This window comes from Shewanella vesiculosa (assembly GCF_009994065.1).
Lineage (GTDB): Bacteria > Pseudomonadota > Gammaproteobacteria > Enterobacterales > Shewanellaceae > Shewanella > Shewanella vesiculosa.
Genome location: NZ_JAACSD010000003.1, coordinates 331,808 through 352,286 on the forward strand (window position 1 = coordinate 331,808; position 20,479 = coordinate 352,286).

At 39.6% G+C, this 20,479-nt stretch carries 21 protein-coding genes; 16 read left to right on the forward strand and 5 right to left on the reverse strand.

The genetic code is table 11. The annotated features are described in order from the left end of the window. Window positions 1–232 precede the first annotated feature (232 nt). On the forward strand, window positions 233–907 hold the full coding sequence (locus GW828_RS01475) for a hypothetical protein (RefSeq protein ID WP_420542411.1): 675 nt from the start codon (window positions 233–235) through the stop codon (window positions 905–907). A 49-nt stretch (window positions 908–956) separates the two neighbouring features. On the opposite strand, the gene GW828_RS01480 is transcribed toward GW828_RS01475, so the two are convergent. Next, window positions 957–1,898, reverse strand: a complete 942-nt coding sequence (locus tag GW828_RS01480) for a chemotaxis protein CheV (RefSeq protein ID WP_124015834.1) — start codon at window positions 1,896–1,898, stop codon at window positions 957–959. A gap of 258 nt (window positions 1,899–2,156) precedes the next feature. On the opposite strand from GW828_RS01480, the gene GW828_RS01485 reads away from it, so the two are divergent. From GW828_RS01485 to GW828_RS01505, 5 genes are all read left to right on the forward strand, one after another. Further along, window positions 2,157–2,666, forward strand: coding sequence for a lipocalin family protein (locus GW828_RS01485; protein WP_273057066.1), 510 nt, complete (start codon window positions 2,157–2,159; stop codon window positions 2,664–2,666). A gap of 58 nt (window positions 2,667–2,724) precedes the next feature. After that, window positions 2,725–3,315: an LON peptidase substrate-binding domain-containing protein gene (locus GW828_RS01490; RefSeq protein WP_273057064.1), complete on the forward strand. Its 591-nt coding sequence runs from the start codon at window positions 2,725–2,727 to the stop codon at window positions 3,313–3,315. 159 nt (window positions 3,316–3,474) lie between these two features. Then, window positions 3,475–4,137 (forward strand): sigma-70 family RNA polymerase sigma factor, encoded by a 663-nt coding sequence (locus GW828_RS01495; RefSeq protein ID WP_124015832.1) that lies wholly within the window; start codon window positions 3,475–3,477, stop codon window positions 4,135–4,137. Further along, window positions 4,130–4,816 (forward strand): ChrR family anti-sigma-E factor, encoded by a 687-nt coding sequence (locus GW828_RS01500; protein WP_182722750.1) that lies wholly within the window; start codon window positions 4,130–4,132, stop codon window positions 4,814–4,816. Before GW828_RS01495 ends, GW828_RS01500 begins: the two co-directional genes overlap by 8 nt. Window positions 4,817–5,538: 722 nt before the next feature. Continuing rightward, window positions 5,539–5,712, forward strand: a complete 174-nt coding sequence (locus GW828_RS01505; protein WP_124015830.1) for a hypothetical protein — start codon at window positions 5,539–5,541, stop codon at window positions 5,710–5,712. A gap of 226 nt (window positions 5,713–5,938) precedes the next feature. Here GW828_RS01505 and GW828_RS01510 read toward each other — a convergent pair whose 3' ends face one another. Next, the gene (locus GW828_RS01510) at window positions 5,939–6,910 is read right to left on the reverse strand and encodes a 1-aminocyclopropane-1-carboxylate deaminase/D-cysteine desulfhydrase (protein ID WP_182722749.1); all 972 of its coding nucleotides are present in this window, start codon (window positions 6,908–6,910) and stop codon (window positions 5,939–5,941) included. Window positions 6,911–7,107: 197 nt separating this feature from the next. Here GW828_RS01510 and GW828_RS01515 point away from each other — a divergent pair, with 197 nt between their 5' ends. Both GW828_RS01515 and GW828_RS01520 read left to right on the forward strand, forming a co-directional pair. Beyond that, the gene (locus tag GW828_RS01515) at window positions 7,108–7,521 is read left to right on the forward strand and encodes a YccF domain-containing protein (protein WP_124015828.1); all 414 of its coding nucleotides are present in this window, start codon (window positions 7,108–7,110) and stop codon (window positions 7,519–7,521) included. Window positions 7,522–7,677: 156 nt separating this feature from the next. Further along, entirely contained in the window at window positions 7,678–8,145 is a 468-nt protein-coding gene (locus GW828_RS01520) for an EVE domain-containing protein (RefSeq protein ID WP_273057060.1), read from the forward strand. A 149-nt stretch (window positions 8,146–8,294) separates the two neighbouring features. Here the strand turns inward: GW828_RS01520 and GW828_RS01525 are convergent, their stop codons facing one another. Together GW828_RS01525 and GW828_RS01530 are read right to left on the reverse strand one after the other, a co-directional pair. Continuing rightward, window positions 8,295–9,083 carry a TIGR00266 family protein gene (locus tag GW828_RS01525; protein WP_124015826.1) on the reverse strand — a complete coding sequence of 263 codons (789 nt, stop codon included), beginning with the start codon at window positions 9,081–9,083 and terminating at the stop codon, window positions 8,295–8,297. Window positions 9,084–9,270: 187 nt separating this feature from the next. Further along, complete coding sequence (locus tag GW828_RS01530; protein WP_124015825.1) at window positions 9,271–10,200, reverse strand: LysR family transcriptional regulator; 930 nt, start codon at window positions 10,198–10,200, stop codon at window positions 9,271–9,273. A gap of 219 nt (window positions 10,201–10,419) precedes the next feature. On the opposite strand from GW828_RS01530, the gene GW828_RS01535 reads away from it, so the two are divergent. The 3 genes from GW828_RS01535 (at window position 10,420) to GW828_RS01545 (ending at window position 13,411) form a co-directional block, all read left to right on the forward strand. After that, a complete protein-coding gene (locus tag GW828_RS01535) occupies window positions 10,420–11,580 on the forward strand; it encodes a homogentisate 1,2-dioxygenase (RefSeq protein WP_124015824.1) in 1,161 nt (386 codons plus the stop codon). Window positions 11,581–11,648: 68 nt separating this feature from the next. Continuing rightward, window positions 11,649–12,689, forward strand: coding sequence for a 4-hydroxyphenylpyruvate dioxygenase (hppD, locus tag GW828_RS01540; RefSeq protein WP_273057058.1), 1,041 nt, complete (start codon window positions 11,649–11,651; stop codon window positions 12,687–12,689). Between the two features lie 104 nt (window positions 12,690–12,793). Continuing rightward, window positions 12,794–13,411: a LysE family translocator gene (locus tag GW828_RS01545; protein ID WP_124015822.1), complete on the forward strand. Its 618-nt coding sequence runs from the start codon at window positions 12,794–12,796 to the stop codon at window positions 13,409–13,411. Between the two features lie 45 nt (window positions 13,412–13,456). Here the strand turns inward: GW828_RS01545 and GW828_RS01550 are convergent, their stop codons facing one another. Continuing rightward, window positions 13,457–14,629 carry a GNAT family N-acetyltransferase gene (locus tag GW828_RS01550; protein ID WP_273057056.1) on the reverse strand — a complete coding sequence of 391 codons (1,173 nt, stop codon included), beginning with the start codon at window positions 14,627–14,629 and terminating at the stop codon, window positions 13,457–13,459. A gap of 112 nt (window positions 14,630–14,741) precedes the next feature. Here GW828_RS01550 and ggt point away from each other — a divergent pair, with 112 nt between their 5' ends. The 5 genes from ggt to GW828_RS01575 all read left to right on the forward strand — a co-directional run bounded on the left by ggt (window position 14,742) and on the right by GW828_RS01575 (window position 20,263). Further along, the gene (ggt, locus tag GW828_RS01555) at window positions 14,742–16,493 is read left to right on the forward strand and encodes a gamma-glutamyltransferase (RefSeq protein WP_273693294.1); all 1,752 of its coding nucleotides are present in this window, start codon (window positions 14,742–14,744) and stop codon (window positions 16,491–16,493) included. 439 nt (window positions 16,494–16,932) lie between these two features. Further along, entirely contained in the window at window positions 16,933–18,549 is a 1,617-nt protein-coding gene (locus GW828_RS01560) for a methyl-accepting chemotaxis protein (protein WP_273057053.1), read from the forward strand. Window positions 18,550–18,632: 83 nt separating this feature from the next. Then, the gene (locus GW828_RS01565; protein ID WP_273057051.1) at window positions 18,633–19,481 is read left to right on the forward strand and encodes a hypothetical protein; all 849 of its coding nucleotides are present in this window, start codon (window positions 18,633–18,635) and stop codon (window positions 19,479–19,481) included. Window positions 19,482–19,532: 51 nt separating this feature from the next. After that, window positions 19,533–19,856: a hypothetical protein gene (locus GW828_RS01570; RefSeq protein ID WP_273057049.1), complete on the forward strand. Its 324-nt coding sequence runs from the start codon at window positions 19,533–19,535 to the stop codon at window positions 19,854–19,856. 11 nt (window positions 19,857–19,867) lie between these two features. Beyond that, complete coding sequence (locus tag GW828_RS01575) at window positions 19,868–20,263, forward strand: type 2 periplasmic-binding domain-containing protein (protein WP_182697112.1); 396 nt, start codon at window positions 19,868–19,870, stop codon at window positions 20,261–20,263. Window positions 20,264–20,479: the final 216 nt, after the last annotated feature.

Here is a 20,479-nt window from a genome sequence, read left to right on the forward strand (position 1 = left end):
CTAATTTAAGCTGAATATGGAATAAAAAGCGCACTTTAAACAGCGTCTTTACCTTTTGTTAAGGTTATTCTTTACACTAGGTTCGACTTTGTAGGTCATTCAAAGAGCGCCATTCGCAGTGATAACTCACAAGCCACAGCTTGGTGTTATCGCTGCGTATGATAATCCTAAGCTCAGATTAATTTACGCTTAGCGACTAAGTTCAGCCATCATTTCACTGCTCATTAATAGTATTGCATCCATGCCTACACAGATTGATATTCCTTTTGATAAACGTCATACATGTTGGTTTTGTAACGAGCCAAGTAATCAATTGTTTGATTATTATAGAATGACTCACACTCCCCACCCCTCTTTAACGATTCCGGCGTGTAAAGAATGCCATATGCTAGCCAAGAAAAATCTGCTGACCTCTATTTGGGATTGTCGAGATGCAGTAAAAGACAATTTAATGCATTTATACCGTAAAGACTTGGCCATTGGAATTAACTGGACTGAAGAAGAACTCGAACAATCAGAATTTGACTGTATGATTTTTGGAGGCTTTAAAAAAAGTGCTTGGATGATGTACCAAATTGCACAAAGTCGAATGAATGCAAGAGGTTGGCCATTAAGTCTGGAAGGTATATTACTCGATGGCGAGATTGCTGGCGATTTGAGTCAATATAAAACAGGTTTTGAATTTGACGGCATTGTGTTTACGTCACTCACTAAAGCCATTAGCCACTACAGCCAAACATTGTCTTTAGACAGTATTTTTTTACAGCAGCTCATTACGCTATTGGGTAAAGCCCAATTTGGCCATGCGGTCAAAATAGCTCGGCTCAATATTGGTATTACCCCTGGAAACCAGCGTCGAATTCTTGATGAGTTAATCGAAGATATGGACCAAGGTGCGGCTCAATAACTCAATCCACTCTGGATACGTGCCTCTGGTTAACGATTTATGCTATTGCCTATGAAAGAATAGCACGTAAACGATCTTGAACAACACTCACTAACAAGTCGGGTTGAAATTTAGAAATAAACTCATTGCAGCCGACTTTTTTTACCATAGCTTGGTTAAAACTGCCGCTTAAAGAAGTATTGAGTGTAATAAATAATGCCGCCATTCGGGGATCATTACGGACTTCATGAGTCAACTTATAACCATCCATTTCAGGCATTTCTGCATCGGTTATCATCATAAGCAATTCTTCGGCAACGTTTTGACCTTTATCGGCCCACGATTGTAATAACCGTAACGCTTGTAGCCCGTCTGATGCCTCAAGGATCTCAATGCCTAACTTACTTAATGTGTCCCTCACTTGCTTGCGAGCTGTGGAGGAGTCATCGACGACTAATATCTTACGCCCTGGCATATGAGAAGTCAGAGATTCATCAAGCACACCATCTGACAACTTCACATCATAGCTAATGATCTCAGCTAAGACTTTCTCTACGTCAATAATGGATACTAATCGTGATTGACCTTGGTCTTCTATTTTAGTTATCGCGGTTAAGTAATTATGCCCTCCAGAGGTTTTAGGCGGAGGCATAATATCACTCCAGGTCATGTTAACAATATTCTCAACTTTACCGACTAAAAAACCCTGCACACTGCGGTTATATTCAGTAATAATCAAGTTACTGTCTTCAGTCACCGGCATAGGTGAAAAACCAATTGCTTCACGCAAATTGATCACCGGGATCGACACCCCTCTAATATTAGCGACACCATAGACGTTGTGGTTACTGCCAGGCAAGTTACTTAGCGGAGGTAACTTAACCACCTCTTTAACTTTAAATACATTAATGGCAAATAACTGGGTCGAGTTAATGCGAAACAGCAATAGTTCTAAACGATTTTCGCCAACTAGCTTAGTCCTTTGATCAACCGTATCGAGCACTTTTCTCATGGACGAGTCCCACCTACAAACAACGTAAAAATGTATTATTAACGCTAATTATACTTAAAAAAGATTTATTAACAGTGTTAAAACAAGATTTATCCCCCAAAAAAAGAAAAAACCTTTAAACAAGATCAAAAAGCGTCCTTAATTCGTATCATATTTTATTAGAGATGCAAGCAGTTGCATCTCGCAAACTTTCTGCAAAGGTTATACATGATAAATATCACCCAACCTCTGAGGCACTTGAGCATATGGCTCTCAATAATGAGTTTATCCGCTTGTACCTTAATCGATAAACCGGTCACTGTTGTAAAACCGTTTGAGCTAAGTCAGTACTTAGGAACTTGGTATGAAATCGCCCGCCTCGATCATTCATTTGAGCGAAATATGTCCCATGTGACCGCACAATATACACTTCAAGGAAGCAAGGTTGTGGTGACTAACCGTGGATTTAAACAAGATGAACAGCAATGGGATGAAGCTAATGGTAAAGCTTATTTTATTGATGGCAGTGACCAAGGCTTACTTAAAGTGTCATTTTTTGGTCCTTTTTATGGCGCATACCAAATACATGACGTAATCAAAGCTCCGAATGGTCAATATACCGATGCCCTAGTGATTGGCCCTAACACGCAATATGCATGGATCCTCTCGAGAACAGCTGTGATTAACTCCAACACCAAACAAGGTTTTATAAACAAACTCTCAGCATTGGGGATTAACACCAACAATCTAATTTGGGTGGAGCAAGGCACATTAAAAGATGATCGTTAAGCTCTTTTTACACGTACGTTAAGTAAGTTTATTTGTTATATCTGACACAGGTGCCGTTATGAATATCCCATTATTTCCACTACCCGTTTGCTTATTGCCTCAGGGATATACCCAATTACGCATTTTTGAACTCAGATACAAACGCTTAGTATCTGAATCACTAAAGAGTGGTATTGGGTTTGGCTTATGTATGCTGGCTGATGATAAAAAAACCATTCTACCTATTGGTACGTTAACCCAAATTATCGACTTTGAGACGCTTGACGATGGCTTATTAGGCATCAGTGTTCAAGGAAAACAAACCTTCACCATTAACCACATTAGCGTTGATGATGACGGCTTGAAACGAGGTGACGTCAGTTTAATTGATTCTTGGCCAAGCGATATCATTGAACAACAAATTGAACCGGCTCAAAGCAATATGATTAATCGAAAAAAAGATAAAATACTGAGTCAAACGTTAAAGCAAATTTTACAGCAGTATCCGCAGCATCTGGCCCATTACTCTGAAGAAAGTTTTAATGATATGTCTTGGGTATGCCAGCGTTGGCTTGAAATTATCCCATTGAGTTCAAAACAAAAATATCAGTGTATAAATAGTCATGACCACCAATTAGCTAAATCATTCTTATTCGATATCATAAAATAATAACAAGAGTGATCTTAATTAAGTGAGCTTTCGTATACATGGTTATAGCTATTGTTTGTCAATGAAGTTGCTAATGTCTTTTTAGGCCACATTAGCAACTGCATCGATAAGATAATTAATTATGCTTAATGACGTAATTATTGGATGCGAGTGAAAATAATGGAAAATATTCAATCACAAAGCGCACAAAATCGTTATGATAAGGGACATCTTGCACAGAGATCCCTAATTAAACGAAGCGGTGCTATGAAATCAGACGAACCAAATCCAATGGCAGATGAACTCGCTGCATTAATGATGAAAGTCGCTAATCATCGATGCAAGACTTCTTTTGCCAAACTCTTTTCGCATTTTGGCCCTAAAATTAATTCTTTTGGCGTACAGCGTTTAAGTCAACAGGGCTTAGCAATGGATTTAGTGCAAGAGACAATGACTCGAGTATGGACCAAAGCACATCTTTATAATGCAGATAAAGCAGCTGTAAGCACTTGGGTTTTCACCATAATGCGTAATCAATGCTTTGACATGCTTCGCAAAGTGCAACATAACCGCGAAGATGCATTTGGTGATGACATTTGGCCATTGTTTGAATCTGATGATGCAGAAAATGACGACAATGACTTCTTATTATCGGCTTCTTTGTTGCAGCATGTAGAGGAATTACCTCCCTTACAACGCCAAGTAGTACAAGGTATTTATATGCAAGAGCTGACTCAACAAGAGCTTGCAGACAAACTTAATATTCCAATTGGAACGGTTAAATCTCGACTTAGACTAGGTTTAGAAAAATTGAAAAGCTTTATGGAGAAACACTATGATTAATTACCACCCTGACCAGCACATGCTGTCTCTCCATGCTAAAGGCGAATTACCGCTGTCCATGTCGATTGCAATTTCTGCCCATGCTGAGTTTTGTCAGCATTGCCAACAGCAGCTTGACCAGATGACAATTGCCATGTCTGAACAGCAATTTGAATCGGCAGTAGCACCACAATTCACTAACAGTAAAGATAATGATCAGTTAGACGCATTATTGAGCCAGTTATTAAATTCAACTCTAGATACATTAGCGGCCGAGCAGCCGACGAATATCGACAAGACAGAAGATAACAGTGTCAACATCAAAGGTCAGCATTACCCTTTACCAAGAGCATTTCGCAATCAAATCAATGCATCATGGCAAGGTATTGGTAAAGTGAGTCGTTTAAGACTTGATACCGGAGAGCCACAAGCAAGAGCAAGTTTGTTGCACATTGCTGCTAATGGTGAAATACCTGAGCATACTCATAAAGGTGCAGAGTTAACCTTGTTACTGGCAGGAGAGTTTAGCGATTGCTATAACACTTATAAACCAGGTGATTTTATGTTGCTTGATAAAGCGCACCAACATTCACCTAAAACAATTGATGGTTGTTTGTGTTACACCGTAGTCGATGCGCCCTTATACTTCACTAAAGGTATAAGTAAGTTACTAAATCCAATTGGTGATCTAATTTACTAAATATCAATATCCTTGCGAGTTATTTACTGCTCGCTGCAAAGATAGCTTACGTATGCCAACTTATCACTTAGCTGATGATGGCGGCATAAGTTAGATTATTAGTTTAATTTCTTCTAAAAGAATGATTTAGAAAATGGATGATGAGGTACCTCATCATCCATTTTTATGAGCTAAACTGTATAACGCAGTGAAATTATCCTATGAATAACCAGTAATGCCATTAGGATTAGCTATTTTTTAATCGAAAAGCACATTAATTTGATTAAAAATTGAAAAAGACTATTGCCATATGCAAACACTCAGTATATTATCTACACAGATTTAGTTTTCTTGTTAATTTTGGTTACCTACCTGTAAGTCTGCTCAACTTCACTTCGTAAATAAACCCAAGACAAGCTTCTGTACATTGTTTTAAATTCAATTGATTTCTGTTGATATGATAATTTCTATTGGCGTAATCTTATTGTCATAAAACTATGTTCAACTTACAAATTAAGTGCTGTATGTATTACTGTGATTTTAGGCTATGTGGCAACATAAAAGTTGTAGACACAAATTAGACCTTAATCAACTATTCACATAACAACACTTGATTAGTGAGTAAAAGATAGGTTAAGTTAAATCTCGAAACATTAATCTTTTGCAACACTAAAAAATGCCAAGGATATTTTATTGAACAATTGTCTCACCTAATGGGTGAATATATAGAAGGAGTGTGGCCAATGTCATACAACATTAATGGACACGAAATTTCAGTTAGCTTTCCAGTTAATTCTATTTCGTCAAACAAAAACTCAATTGCTTTTACCGACAGCCTAGGTAAAAACAAAAAAACCTTTTCAAAGCGTATTGAAGCAATAAACTTCATGAAATGGTTATTATCAGCTAATAAGTAATCCCCCCTAACGCTTTGCGTTAATCATTTACTCTGTTATTTAATAAACTCATTTCTCGGTATTCTCCTCTCAATTACCGATGTTTATTAAAACAGAGTAAAATGAATAGCTCACTAGCTTATTTTCAAGTTATTCTTCAGTTTTAAACCCCAAGTTAACCATCTAAAAAACCTATTTCTCTTACTATCAATACCTTGTAGCAAAAATGCATCCTGCACTTGTGTGATCAAACCGAGTGAGGAAATTTTCGTTGGTATCTTGGTAACATGGTTTTATTGCCTAAGGCTCCCCCCTGATGTATGTAAAGAACATTGGTGGCACTGACAGCCTGACTATTTAAATAATGTTGTAATACTAAAAAGCCAACCGGATCATACAACAATTCAAATTCAATTCCCGACTGGCAAACTGTTTTCCACATATCAAAACAACGTTGTGATAATTTCCCAAAATGATATTTATGACCATCATTAATAATTCTAGGAAAATAAATCTCATCAACTAATTGTGAAAACTGTTGGCGTAAATATTTATCTCCGCCAACGGTACTGCAAGTTAACACCTCAATAGCAAAAACTTCCGTTAATGATAATTGAGTCAGTTGTTGAATAATTTGTTTATTTAAATAAGCCGCAGTGGTCCCCGTGCCTGAGGGGAGAAATACCATCAACTCATTTAGTCGTCGGTCTTGAGCCCATTGAATAATTTCAGTGGCGAGTTGTGTTATCCCGGTTTCGGCATACCCACAACGTCCACCTTCGGGAATAAATAGTAATTGATTTTTATCTGTGTAATTTGGGTGCGACGACACAATGTATTGCATCGCATCGTCTAAATGCATACCTTGAAGGTTTTCGGCATCGGCCAAATGACTGACATCAATAATATTGGCACCATTTTGTATCGCAGCAGCATAGTTACCCTGAGGATGTTGTAACAAGAATGTGTTGATATGACTTACATAGTAATCAAATTTCCATCCTTGCAGCTTTGCAAGTACAGACAAGGAGTACAATGAGTTGGCTTGTGCCGAGCCCGATGCCACTAGCTGGTTAACGTGTGAATAATCATGATGGAGGAAATGATAAAATTTACGCGCTTTATTACCACTAAAATCAGCATGTAATAGATCATCCCGTTTAATATAGATGCTGCGTCCATCAAAGTTCATCGCTTGTACTGGGCTTATCGAAAACATACATTGCCTTAATCAACTGTAATATGAGTATTTTAACTAAAAAATGATAAATCTCATCGATTCATTTGTATTACTCATCACACACATCTAACTATAAAGTAAAAAACTCACATTTAACCTATTATAATCAAACAGTTAAAAATATGGCATGAATATCGCTTCATTCTAAGTAATATTGACTATTGATAGGATTGAAAATGTCACTTTTACGCTTAATCTTTAATATTGCTTGGTTTCTTATGGGGGGGTTTATCATGGGCCTAGCATGGTGGTTGGTGGGGCTATTATGCTTTATCAGTATCATTGGTATCCCATTTGGCCGTGCATGTTTTGTTATTGGCGAGCTGGCTTTCTGGCCATTTGGGCAAGAAACGGTTAACCGAAAACACATTTCAGGCCAAGAAGATATTGGCACTGGCACGTTAGGTTTAGTAGGTAATGTTATATGGTTTTTATGCTTTGGTATTTGGCTTGCGATTGGCCATCTAGTCCATGCATTGGCTTGTTTTGTAACAATTATAGGTATTCCTTTCGCGTTACAACATCTTAAGTTAGCCTTACTAAGTTTAACCCCTATTGGTCAAACTGTTATTGCCAAACCGACTTATTAGCATTCATTAATAACTGTTGAATGACTACTGTTATAAAAAGCCGATAGCACAGTGCTATCGGCTTTTTATTTGCCTAATTGTCTTAGCAGCGTGTACATTGCCATAATCAAGCACAGAAAAGTAATTCACTCTCTTTAATGACAGTAATGGAATCGCATGAACTATTGGTTAATGAAGTCTGAACCAGATGACTTTAGCATTGATGATCTACAGATGTGTGAGCAGCAAACGGTTGCTTGGCAAGGTATTCGTAACTATCAAGCACGTAATTATATTCGCGATCAAATCGCATTGGGTGATCTAGTGTTGTTTTACCACTCTAGCTGCAAAGTACCTGCCATTGTAGGTTTAGCCAACATTAGTAGTCAGCCTCAAATTGATGTCAGCGCTTTTGATGACCGCTCAGCGTATTTTGATATGAAATCTGACGCCACTGCACCTCGTTGGTGGCAAGTGCATATTCAATTTATGGTCAAATTCTCTAACCCAGTCAGCTTGAAGCAATTGAAGGCAGATCCCTTACTGCAAGATATGGTACTAGTGGCTAAAGGTACTCGCCTGAGTGTTCAGCCCGTCACACAAGAGCAATACCAACATATTATGAAACTAACAAACGTAGATTAATAACCTTGAATTAACCACTGGGCAGCTGGTCGCTAACAGGTAACCATCCTTTTAAAAGCCGCTTCCTAAAGACGGCTCAGACAATTAGCGCTAAATCGTCTGAGCATCTAATTACGAACGAAAATGAATAAGATCAGCCAATGCCCAGATTAGTTAATCATCCGCCCTATTCCACCAAGCACAGATCCTTCACCCTGATCTTTGCCACCACGAGATGGTGCATGAGCAATAATTCTGTCAGCCATGCGAGAAAACGGTAAGCTTTGTAACCATACTGTCCCATGACCTTGTAAGGTCGCAAGAAACAAACCTTCGCCACCAAACACCATTGATTTTAAAGAACCAGCGCGCTGAATATCATAATCAATCCCGGGCGTAAATCCGACTAAACACCCAGTATCAACTCGCAATGTCTCACCACGCAGTTCTTTTTTTATCAGTGTGCCACCGGCATGCACAAATGCCATACCATCACCTTTAAGGCTTTGTAGAATGAAACCTTCACCACCAAAAAAACCGGTTCCTAATCGCTTATTAAACTTCATACTCACTTGCGTACCTAAAGCCGCTGCTAAAAAGCTGTCTTTCTGGCAGATAAGTTCGCCTTGATGTTGAGCTAAGTCGATCGCCAAAATAGTCCCAGGAAACGGCGCAGCAAATGCCACTTTTCGTTTATGTTGACCTTCATTGGTAAAGTGAGTCATAAAAATCCCCTCACCCGAAATGGCACGTTTACCAGCCCCCAGTAGCTTGCCAAAAAAACCAGATTCAGGCTCAGAGCCATCACCCATTTTAGCCTCAAAACTAATATCTTCTTCGATATAGGTCATCGCGCCTGCTTCAGCAATCACTGATTCATTTGGATCAAGTTCAACTTCAACAAGCTGCATACTAGAACCGATAATTTCATAATCTACTTCATGGCATTTTCTGGTCATTTTCATTCCTTAAAAATTTATGATTGATTGTTGTCACCTAACATTGTTGTCGCCTAACAAAGCTAAATAATTTCCCTGTAACAATGTTATAAAATAACAAAAGGATCCGCAATTTAACACGACAACTTTTCACTGTGCTAGGCTGCCCAATAAATCTGTTGATGGCTCTCCAGACGTATGCCAATGATTAACCCAATCCTGCACCACTTAACCCTAATTGTTGCTGTTGCTGATATTGGGCAAATTCTTGCAAAATTAATTCAGTAAATAATTGCCCTGCTCGACCAAGTGGTCGCTCTAAAGTTGATACTAGTTGCGGGGTAAAACTAAACCTATTACCACCAATAAAATCAACTTCAATAAGTTGTCCTTGATGTAATTCTTCAGTAATTAAAAAATCCGGCATCCAGCCAAAACCTAGGCCTTTTAGTAAGGCATTTTTTTTCATGATAAAGCCCGACAAATAAAAGACTTTATCGCCGCCAAACTGCATTTCATCGCGGTCACGTTTACCAGGAGATGAATCTTCAATGGTCAACTCTACATGTTGCTGTAACTCAGGCAAACTAATCCTCTTAAGCTGACTTAATGGATGCTGTGATGATGCCACCAGCACACTGGTAATGGTAGGCAATGCTTTAGGATGATAAGAGGGCCCAGTACGATAGTCTTTCACTAGCATTAAGTCGGCTTGATCACGTTCAAATCGATGCTGTACTCCGCCTAAAAACTCCATATTGAGTTGAATTTTAGTGGGTATATTATGCTCCGACATCCGTTTTAAAGCCGTCATAATCGGTTCCATCGGCAGTGCGCCGTCTATCACTAATTCAAGTTTAGGTTCCCATCCTTGACTAAAGCGACTGGCAAGATGTTCTATATTGGCTAAATGCTGTAATAAGCGCTGCCCTTCGGCCAAAATCACTTTACCTTCGGGGGTTAATTCCGCTCGATAATGATCTCGATTAAATAATGTTACCCCCAGATGTTGCTCCAGTTTTTTAATCTGATAGCTTACTGCCGATTGTGCCTTGTGTAACCGTTCTGAAGCTTTTGCAAAACTTCCTTCTTCAACAAGTACTTGCAGTACATTAAAGGCATCTATATCTATTCGCATAAGATTTCCACTGTCCCGTTATCCATACACAAATGTAAAGCTAACATAACAATCAAAAAAGTTGATTGAGTTGAGTTATTTATTATTCTTTTTTTTGTTCATCTTTACCACTAAATTGTTAGTTAGATCACATATTGGTTTAGCCAATGAGATTAGGCCATAACAATAAATACTATAAACGCCACGACACTCGCAGTCGATTCACCATAGGACAATCACATGCCATTCTATGTTAAGCAAGGTCAGATCCCGACCAAACGTCACATTGCCTTCGAAAAAGATAATGGTGAGTTGTACCGTGAAGAATTATTTTCGACCCATGGCTTTTCAAATATTTATTCCAATAAATATCATCATAATATGCCAACCAAAGCGATCGATGTTAAACCTTATGCTCTGTCACATGGCGAACAATGGCAAGATCCGCTCATTCAAAATTACAAATTAGACTCGCGCCAAGCCGACTGCCAAGGCAATTTCTTTAGTGCTCGTAATAAAATATTTTTCAATAATGATGTCGCCATGTACACGGCTAAAGTGACTGAAGACACTAATGAGTTTTATCGCAATGCTTATGCCGATGAAGTGGTGTTTATTCACCAAGGTGAAGGGCAACTATTAAGTGAGTACGGTGTTATCAATACTCAGAAGTGGGATTATTTAATTATTCCGCGCGGAACCACCTACCAGCTAAAATTTAACGATTATCAAGATGTACGTTTGTTTGTGATTGAATCCTCGTCAATGGTAGAGGTGCCTAAGCATTTTAGAAATGAATATGGCCAAATGCTCGAGTCCGCTCCTTATTGCGAGCGTGATATTCGAACCCCAACCTTAACCGAGGCTGTGGTCGAAAAAGGCGAATTCCCGTTAATGTGTAAGTTTGGCGATCGCTATCAACAGATGACACTTCAATGGCATCCATTTGACTTAGTCGGTTGGGATGGTTGTGTCTATCCATGGGCATTTAACATCAGTGAATATGCCCCTAAAGTTGGCAAAATTCATTTACCACCATCTGAACATTTAGTGTTTACTGCACACAATTTTGTAATTTGTAACTTTGTGCCACGCCCATACGATTTCCATCCTAGATCAATTCCGGCGCCTTATTACCACAACAATATCGATAGCGATGAAGTGCTGTATTACGTCGACGGTGATTTTATGAGCCGTACCGGTATTGAAGCTGGCTACATGACCTTACATCAAAAAGGTGTCCCCCACGGCCCGCAACCTGGACGGACCGAAGCCTCTATAGGTAAAACTGAAACTTACGAATACGCGGTGATGGTCGATACCTTCGCCCCTCTGAATTTAACCGCTCATGTAAAAAATTGCATGAGTGATGATTACAATCGCTCTTGGTTAGAAAACTAAGACCACATTTATATCAACCCTAAGTCATCTAAGAGTGATGGTGTTGACATAAAATAAAGGAAAAAAAAATGGCAAGCGAACTAAACCCACTGGGCCTGTTAGGCATTGAATTCACCGAATTTGCCAGTCCAGATACCGAATATATGCATCAAGTGTTTATTGATTTTGGTTTTTCAATGTTAAAAAAAGCCAAAAATAACGACATCGTTTATTACAAACAAAACGACATTAACTTTTTGTTGAATAAAGGCCGCGCAGGCTTTTCTGCAGACTTTGCTAAATCACACGGCCCAGCTATTTGTTCAATGGGTTGGCGGGTTGAAGATGCTAATTTTGCATATACCGAAGCGGTGGCTCGAGGTGCAACACCGGCAGATGATGCCAACAAAGACATGCCGTATCCGGCTATTTATGGCATTGGCGATAGCTTAATTTATTTTATTGATATCTTTGGCGAACAAAACAATATTTATCAAACTGACTTTGTTGATTTAGAGCAGCCTATCGTCACACCAGAAAAAGGCTTTATGGAAGTCGACCATTTAACCAATAATGTCTACAAAGGCACTATGGAAAAATGGGCTAACTTTTATAAAGATATCTTTGGTTTTACCGAAGTGCGTTACTTTGATATTAGTGGCGCGCAAACGGCTCTAGTGTCTTATGCTTTGCGTTCTCCAGATGGCAGCTTCTGCATTCCGATTAACGAAGGTAAAGGCAACGACAAAAACCAGATTGATGAATACTTGGGTGAATACAATGGCCCAGGTGTGCAACATCTAGCATTTAGAAGCCGTGATATTGTTGCTTCATTAGATGCAATGGAAGGCACTTCAATTAAGACTCTGGATATTATTCCTGAATATTACGACACTATTTTCGATAAGTTGCCACAGGTCACGGAAGATCACGATCGGATCAAGCATCACCAGATTTTGGTTGATGGTGATGATGACGGTTATTTACTGCAAATTTTCACCAAAAATTTATTTGGGCCAATCTTCATTGAGATCATTCAGCGTAAAAATAACCTTGGCTTTGGCGAGGGTAACTTTACTGCATTATTTGAATCCATTGAACGTGATCAAATGAAACGTGGTGTGCTGTAATTTTATAGACACTAAGTGATACATAAAAACCAGCAAAGTGCTGGTTTTTATCATTTTAGGCCATTACACTCTGCCATCCATATTGCTAACCAAAGACGTTACCCATGCCAGATTATGCTGTTCTTGCGGTTTTTATCCCTACATTCTTTTTTGTGTCTATCACCCCTGGGATGTGCATGACATTAGCCATGACCCTCGGCATGAGCATTGGTGTGCGTAAAACATTATGGATGATGCTCGGTGAATTAGTGGGCGTGGCATTGGTCGCCATTGCTGCAGTACTTGGGGTGGCCAGCATCATGTTAAATTACCCACAAGTGTTCGATATCCTTAAGTGGGTGGGTGGTGCCTACCTGGCTTATATTGGAATTAATATGTGGCGCGCCAAAGGCAGAATGGCCATCATTACTGGCCTTGATGTGAAAACCAACCGAGTCAGTTTAATCAGTCAAGGTTTTATCACCGCCATTGCGAACCCTAAAGGTTGGGCCTTTATGATTTCACTATTGCCACCGTTTATTAATGTCGATTATGCCGTTGGCCCACAACTTGCGGTGTTACTCGGGATTATCATGATCACCGAAAGTGTCTCTATGTTGGCTTATGCCAGTGGTGGTAAAAGCTTACGTTTATTCTTAAGTCGCGGCGATAACATTCGTTGGATGAACCGTATTGCAGGGAGTTTAATGATCGTTGTTGGTATATGGTTAGCATTAGGCTAACCACACAATCCCACTGACTTAGCCATTTCACTACCGATATGTCTATTATTCTATCGCCTTATACGGCAGTTGTTCGCACATTTGTTGCATGTAGATGTCAATGTGCGCGCGTTCTTGCTGACAAAAATGACCAATCGCATCATTAAAACCTTCATGAGCAATAAAATGACTTGAGAAAGTTTTGACCGGACGAAATCCTCGCATAACTTTATGTTCACCTTGGGCGCCAGCATCAAATACCATTAATTGATTGGCAATGGCAAACTCAATACCTTGATAGTAACAGGCCTCAAAATGCAATCCATCACATTCAGTTAATGCTCCCCAATAGCGGCCAAATAAGTGTGTATCTGACACGAAGTACAGCGCCGATGCCACTAGATTTCCATCAACATCTTCAATAATCAATAAACGTATCGACGCGCCCATCGTTGCTACTATTTGTTCGAAAAAGGCAGGTGATAAATACCCTGTGTGACCGGAACGTTTTAAATAGGTATTTTGATAACAGCGAACAAAACCCTGCCACTGCTTAGGACTGGCCTTATCACCATCAATAAAACTAAATTGTAGCTTTTGTCTTGCAATGGTTCGCTCTTTGATGATGTTTTTACGTTTACGTGACGTTAATCTGGCAATAAAATCATTAAAATCAGCATAACCTTGGTTGTGCCAATGAAACTGGCACCCCAAGCGTTGCATAGCATCTGCCTGAGAAAACTGATGCTGTTGCGCCTCATGGATAAATAAACAATGCCAAGATGACCAGTTATGTTCAATGACAGTCTGCGACAAGAAGTGCTGAATGCTCTCGATTAAAGTTTGCTGTGCCGTGATCGACAAAGCAGCACTAAAACCTATACGCTGACCAGTGGTAGGCGTAAAAGGAATACTCGCGACAAGTTTAGGATAGTATTCAATGTGATTACGCTTATAAGCCTCTGCCCAAGCCCAGTCGAACACATACTCGCCCCAAGAATGCGTTTTAAGATATAAAGGCATTAAGGCGATAACATTATCAATATCCATCACCACAAGATGCATGGGAGTCCAGCCCGTTTCAGCACTAACACAACCGCTCATTTCGAGTGCGGATAAATATTCATGACGGGTAAAAGGATGGGACACCCCAAACATTTCATTCCATACCGAAGGATCTATAGTATTAATACTATTAACAAATTTATATTGATAACTTTGCTTTTGTACTTGTTCCACCCACACCTACCCTATAATAATTAACGTTGTAAAGTTAAAACACATACCAATTATTGTTATCATGTGGCATGTTCTATCACAATATCTTTTCCATTCACGCCAAGGATTAATCGTGACACTATTCCCTAAATTAACACCGCTTCTGTTGAGCTCAGCCTTAACACTAACACTTTGTTATCCCGCCATTCATATTGCTAACAGCCAAGCAAACGAAGCCTCAATTTTTAGTGAAATGGCAACGGCTCAGCCAATCTATGCTAAGCATGGCATGGTTTCAAGCCAAGAAGCATTAGCAAGTAAAATTGGCGTAGATATCTTAAAACAAGGCGGTAATGCGGTCGATGCTGCTGTCGCGGTAGCATATGCACTTGCCGTGACATTACCTCGCGCGGGTAATGTTGGTGGCGGTGGTTTTATGTTGGTGCATTTAGCCGAGCAACATAAAACTATCGCTATCGATTACCGTGAAACAGCGCCAGCTAAAGCACACAAAGACATCTTTCTTGATGAACAAGGTAATGCTGTCGATAAGCTCAGCCGTGAGCACGGTTTAGCTGTTGGCGTTCCTGGTACCGTCATGGGAATGGAACTGGCCCTGACAAAATATGGCACCATGAGCATGGAACAAGTCATAAAACCTGCTATTAAACTGGCTAAAGACGGTATTTTAGTCACCTCAGATTTGTCTAACTCTCTTGCTGGCCTTAAATCGCGCATTACACAATGGCCAAGTTCAGCAGAGGTTTTCTATCATGCTGATGGCAGTAATTATCAGGTCAATGAATTATTCAAACAACCGGAATTAGCACAATCGTTATCGTTAATAGCAGAGAAAGGCAGTAAAGGGTTTTATCAAGGTGAAACCGCTGAAAAAATTGTTTCTGCGGTCCAGAATGCTGGTGGGGTGATGAGCCTAAACGATCTTGCAAACTATAAAGTGATTGAGCGCCAACCGGTTCGTGGTCAATATCGCGGTTATGAAGTGGTATCAATGCCGCCGCCTTCTTCTGGTGGCATTCATATTATTGAAATGCTGAATGTGCTTGAGCAGTTCCCAATTGACAAATTAGGTCACAATACCGCTGATACCTTGCATCTTATGGCTGAAACCATGAAATATGCTTATGCCGATCGGAGTAAATTTTTAGGCGACCCTGATTTTGTTGACGTTCCGGTTAAACAATTGATCAGCAAAGAATATGCTAAGAGTATTGCCAGTAAGATCTCCATTAATAAAACCACCCCGAGCAGCGAAATACTGCCAGGAAAATTGGCGCCATATGAGAGCGATCAAACTACCCACTTCTCTGTTATCGATAAATGGGGCAATGCAGTTGCCAACACTTACACCCTTAACTTCAGTTATGGTTCTGGCTTAGTCGCTAAAGGCACTGGTATTTTATTAAACAATGAAATGGATGACTTTTCGGTTAAACCTGGTACACCTAACGGTTATGGTTTAATTGGTGGTGAAGCAAACTCTGTTCAAGGGAATAAGCGCCCTCTGAGTTCAATGAGTCCAACCATTGTAATGAAAGATGGTAAACCATTCATTGTGACCGGCAGCCCTGGTGGCTCGCGTATTATTAATATTACTTTGCAAATTATTATGAATGTTATTGATCATAATTTAAATATTGCCGAAGCCACTGCAGCAGCACGTATTCATCATCAATGGTTACCGGATTTTATTTGGGTAGAGCACACCTTGAATAAAGATACGATTTCATTACTTGAAGCTAAAGGTCATAAAGTCAAAATTCAAGAATCAATTGGCAGTACTCAATCAATAATGATGACAGAACAAGGTCTTTTTGGCGCATCAGATCCAAGACGTGCAGGCTCTGCCGCCATCGGCTACTAGAGCGTTAATCTGCAAGTATAAAAAGGCAGCGGCTTTACACCATCTAAAGCCGCTATTACATATAATTAATACCAAGATATGCATTGATATCGACTATCATTTTACGCTTAATATTCTACCACTGTACTGGTGAGCAAAATTTGTTCACAAATTCCAAACCTCATGTCCAATAAACTCGAAACCACTCCCCTGCAAAGCTCTTCCCTGCTCCGCAGGATAAACAATGGCAATAATTAAATATAAGCTTGAATGTTATTTAGTCAGACTCATGCTAATCCTCAAACTGTTTAAATATTATTAAGATTAATGAACCTCTTTGCTGCATCTGTTATTATTGTTAATAATTATATATCTCGAGTTAACCAAACGTTAATATTTATAAGTCACAATCTAAGTTGTTATTATCTTTTTTAGCTCAACTAAATTAACAAAAGGCCTCATGCAACTCATTAATTTAAAAATCAAACATAGAATTACCCTACTCACCTTTGTCGCTATCGTGTCGTTTGTCATTTCGATTATCATCAATAATCAAACGGGTAAGAATAATGAACAACGCTTAAATGGACTCCAAAATCAACTTTATCCAGCCTTAAATCTTGCAACGATCAACCAAGGCTTAATATTACAATTGGATCAAACAATCCAATCAGCAATTACTACAGGTGAAGAAGATGCGTTAGATGTGGCCAATAACATGGTATTGCAAATCTCAGCTAATTTACGCCAACTTATCGATCTACTGCCAGACGAGGCAGCTGCGGCGCAAAAAATGAACCGCGATATGAACATCTACTATGATAACGCTAGCAGTTTAGCCGCGGAGTTTATTAAAGATGATGTCGATTTTAGCAAAATACAGCTGCAAGCTGCTGAAAATGCAAAGCGATACCAAACATTGGTCAAACAATTTGCTGAAAAAAAATCACTTTTGGCAGAACAATTTCAACAAAGTATTCAAACGACGATTACCAGTTCAAAAAATGCGGAAAATAGTGTTCTGCTTATTGGCGTGATTGCTACTGCACTGATGATCATTATGGGATTACTGGTTAATCGCTCAATCATTAATACCATAGACAATGTCACTCAATCTTTGCGAAATATTTCACAAGGTGAAGGCGATCTTCGCGCACGGATCCACTATGCGGGCAAAGACGAAATAGCACAGCTTGTTTACTGGTTTAACCAATTTGTCTCTAAACTTCAATCGTCTATTGCCGATACAAAGAACACCACAGAAAACTTAACTGAAGTGGCTGCAACCTTACTCAGCGGCAGTCAGTACAGTGAACTCAACGTAAAGCAGCAAAATGAGGCTATAGAGCAGATATCACAAGCGATGAAAGAGATGTTTGTTAGTGTGACTCACATTGCCGAGTATGCATCCAGTGCAGCATTAGAGGCTGAAGATGCCAACACAGAGGCGAAACAAGGCCTAGTCATAGTTAATGATGCCGTTTCTACCATTAACACCTTGGCTGACGAAGTGCAGCAAACAGCCGTCGTGGTAAATCAACTCGACGCATTTACCCATAATGTTAATGACATATTAGACACAATCCGCAGTATTGCAGATCAAACTAATTTACTGGCTCTCAACGCTGCAATTGAAGCCGCTCGTGCGGGGGAACATGGTCGTGGTTTTGCGGTAGTAGCTGATGAAGTCAGAACATTGGCTTCTAGAACACAAACGTCGACCCAAGAGATCCAGCAAGTATTACAAGAATTACGTTCTACTTCTAAACAAGCGGTTGACGCTATGGATCGCGGTATTCACACAGCGGCCAAAGGGGTGCAATCAACCTCTTTAGCCGGTGAAGCATTACAACGTATCACAGGTAAAGTCAGTGCAATCTCTGAAGTTAATGATCAAATTGCTACTGCGACAGAAGAACAACACACCACTTCGGTGTTAATCCAGCAATATATAACTGAAATGGAAACCGGTTCGCAAAAAGTAAGAGTAACGACTGCTGATATGGGAGGTATCAGTGTTGATATTCAAAATATTAGCGAAAGACTGCAATCAATTACCAATCAATTTAAGGTTTGAGATTGATTGCATTGCTAGTATTAAAAACCAAAAAATATAAGCCTTAATGGCGTATTGATGAGTGATGTTCAAGGAGTAAAACCATGCAATTTAATTTAAAAGTGTTATCTGTTGCGATATCGATGGCAATGGTCCCTAGCCTGGCAACAGCTGATGAAGCTGCTGATGCTAAAATTGCTAAACTAGAGCAACAAGTACAAACCTTGCAGGCGCAACAAAATGCGAGCTTAGCAGACAAGGTCAAATTTAATGGCTTTATTAGCGGAGCCTATATTAGCTCTGATAATGATGCGGGTTATAACGGTGCAGACTCAAGCGCTGACTTTAGTGAAGACAGTAAATTAGGTCTACAAGGTACCTTCAACATTTCTGACAACACTCAAGCGGTATTGCAGTTAATGATGCGCGGTAAATATGACTGGGAAGTTGAAGCTGAATGGGCTTATTTATCTCACCGCTTTGAAAACGGTATCAAGGTTCGTGGCGGTAAACTGCGTGTACCTTTGTTCATGTATTCTGATTACCTCGATGTAGGATATGCACAACCTTTTGCTCGTCCGCCACAAGAAGTTTACGGTGCCATTCCGTTTTCATCTTACACAGGTGCTGGTGTATCTTATGATGTTGAATACGATGACTCAACCCTAACAATGCAAGCATTTGGTGGTGAATCAAAAGTTAAAAACACAGCGGTTGAACTCAGTAATCTTATGGGTGCTAACGTGAGTTGGACCGACGAAATATGGACTTTACGTGCCGTATACGCACAAGCCCAATTAGACGGACCCGTTGTGACAGAAGTAACCGTTCCTTTAGCGCCAGGGGTGAATACTCAAGCTAACTATACCCTATTAGAGCTTAACGATGATAAAGGCTCTTTTGTTGGTGTGGGTGCCAGTTATGACAACGGTGAAGTTATTGCAATATCTTAATGGACTCGTTCAGAAATTGATAATGCCTACCCTGATATTGATTCAGGTTACTTGACATTAGGCTATCGTATTAAGGCATTCACGCCTTATATCACCGTTGCTTACTCGAAAACTCAAGACAATGAAGATCGTTTACCGCTATCAACTGCTGCGGCAACACAAATGATCGCATTCAATGCTGAGCGTATGGCTTATAGCTTAGGTTTACGTTGGGATGCAATTGATAATGTCGCGATAAAATTTGATGTCACCTACGCTGATGACTTTGGCAATACATCAGGTGGATTAGATACCAATAGCTTCGACGCATCAACAGGTAAATTTGCCTATGATGACACCTTGATTTACACCGTTAAATTCGACGCAGTATTTTAAGGGGTATGATAATGAACAAGTTACTGACTATTTTAGCGCTAAGTTTAACAGCCGTTACCTCAGCTAATGCAGCGGTTGTTGTCATTGGCAATCCTGCTGCTGCAGATATTGCAATTAATGATGTTAAAAAAGCGTTTTTGGGTAAAGGGGATTCTTCAGTCGTCGTTTACGAATTAGAAGAAGGCAATCCTGTACGCAGTGAGTTTCATCAAGCAGTAACCGGTAAGACAGATGCACAACTCAAAGCATTTTGGTCTAAGCAAGTCTTTACTGGTAAAGGTACGCCACCACCAGCGGTTTCTGGTGCGGGTGCAATGAAATCTGCGATTGCAAGCAATCCAAATGCCATTGGCTACATTGATGAAGCTGATGTTGATGCCACAGTAAAAGTCATACTGAAGCCATAGATTGATTACTACTGTGATTAACTCACCATAAACGTGAGCACATAATCACCGATGTTAGTTAATTGGAAGATGAAATATAAACCGAGTAATGATATTTATTGCCCGGTTTTTTTATGACTAACCTAATAAAAAATCAGCACCAAAACTTGTTTGGTTTATAACCATCATTTATAACGTCGAATTAGATGATGACGAGCAAAAGCAATATATCGCACT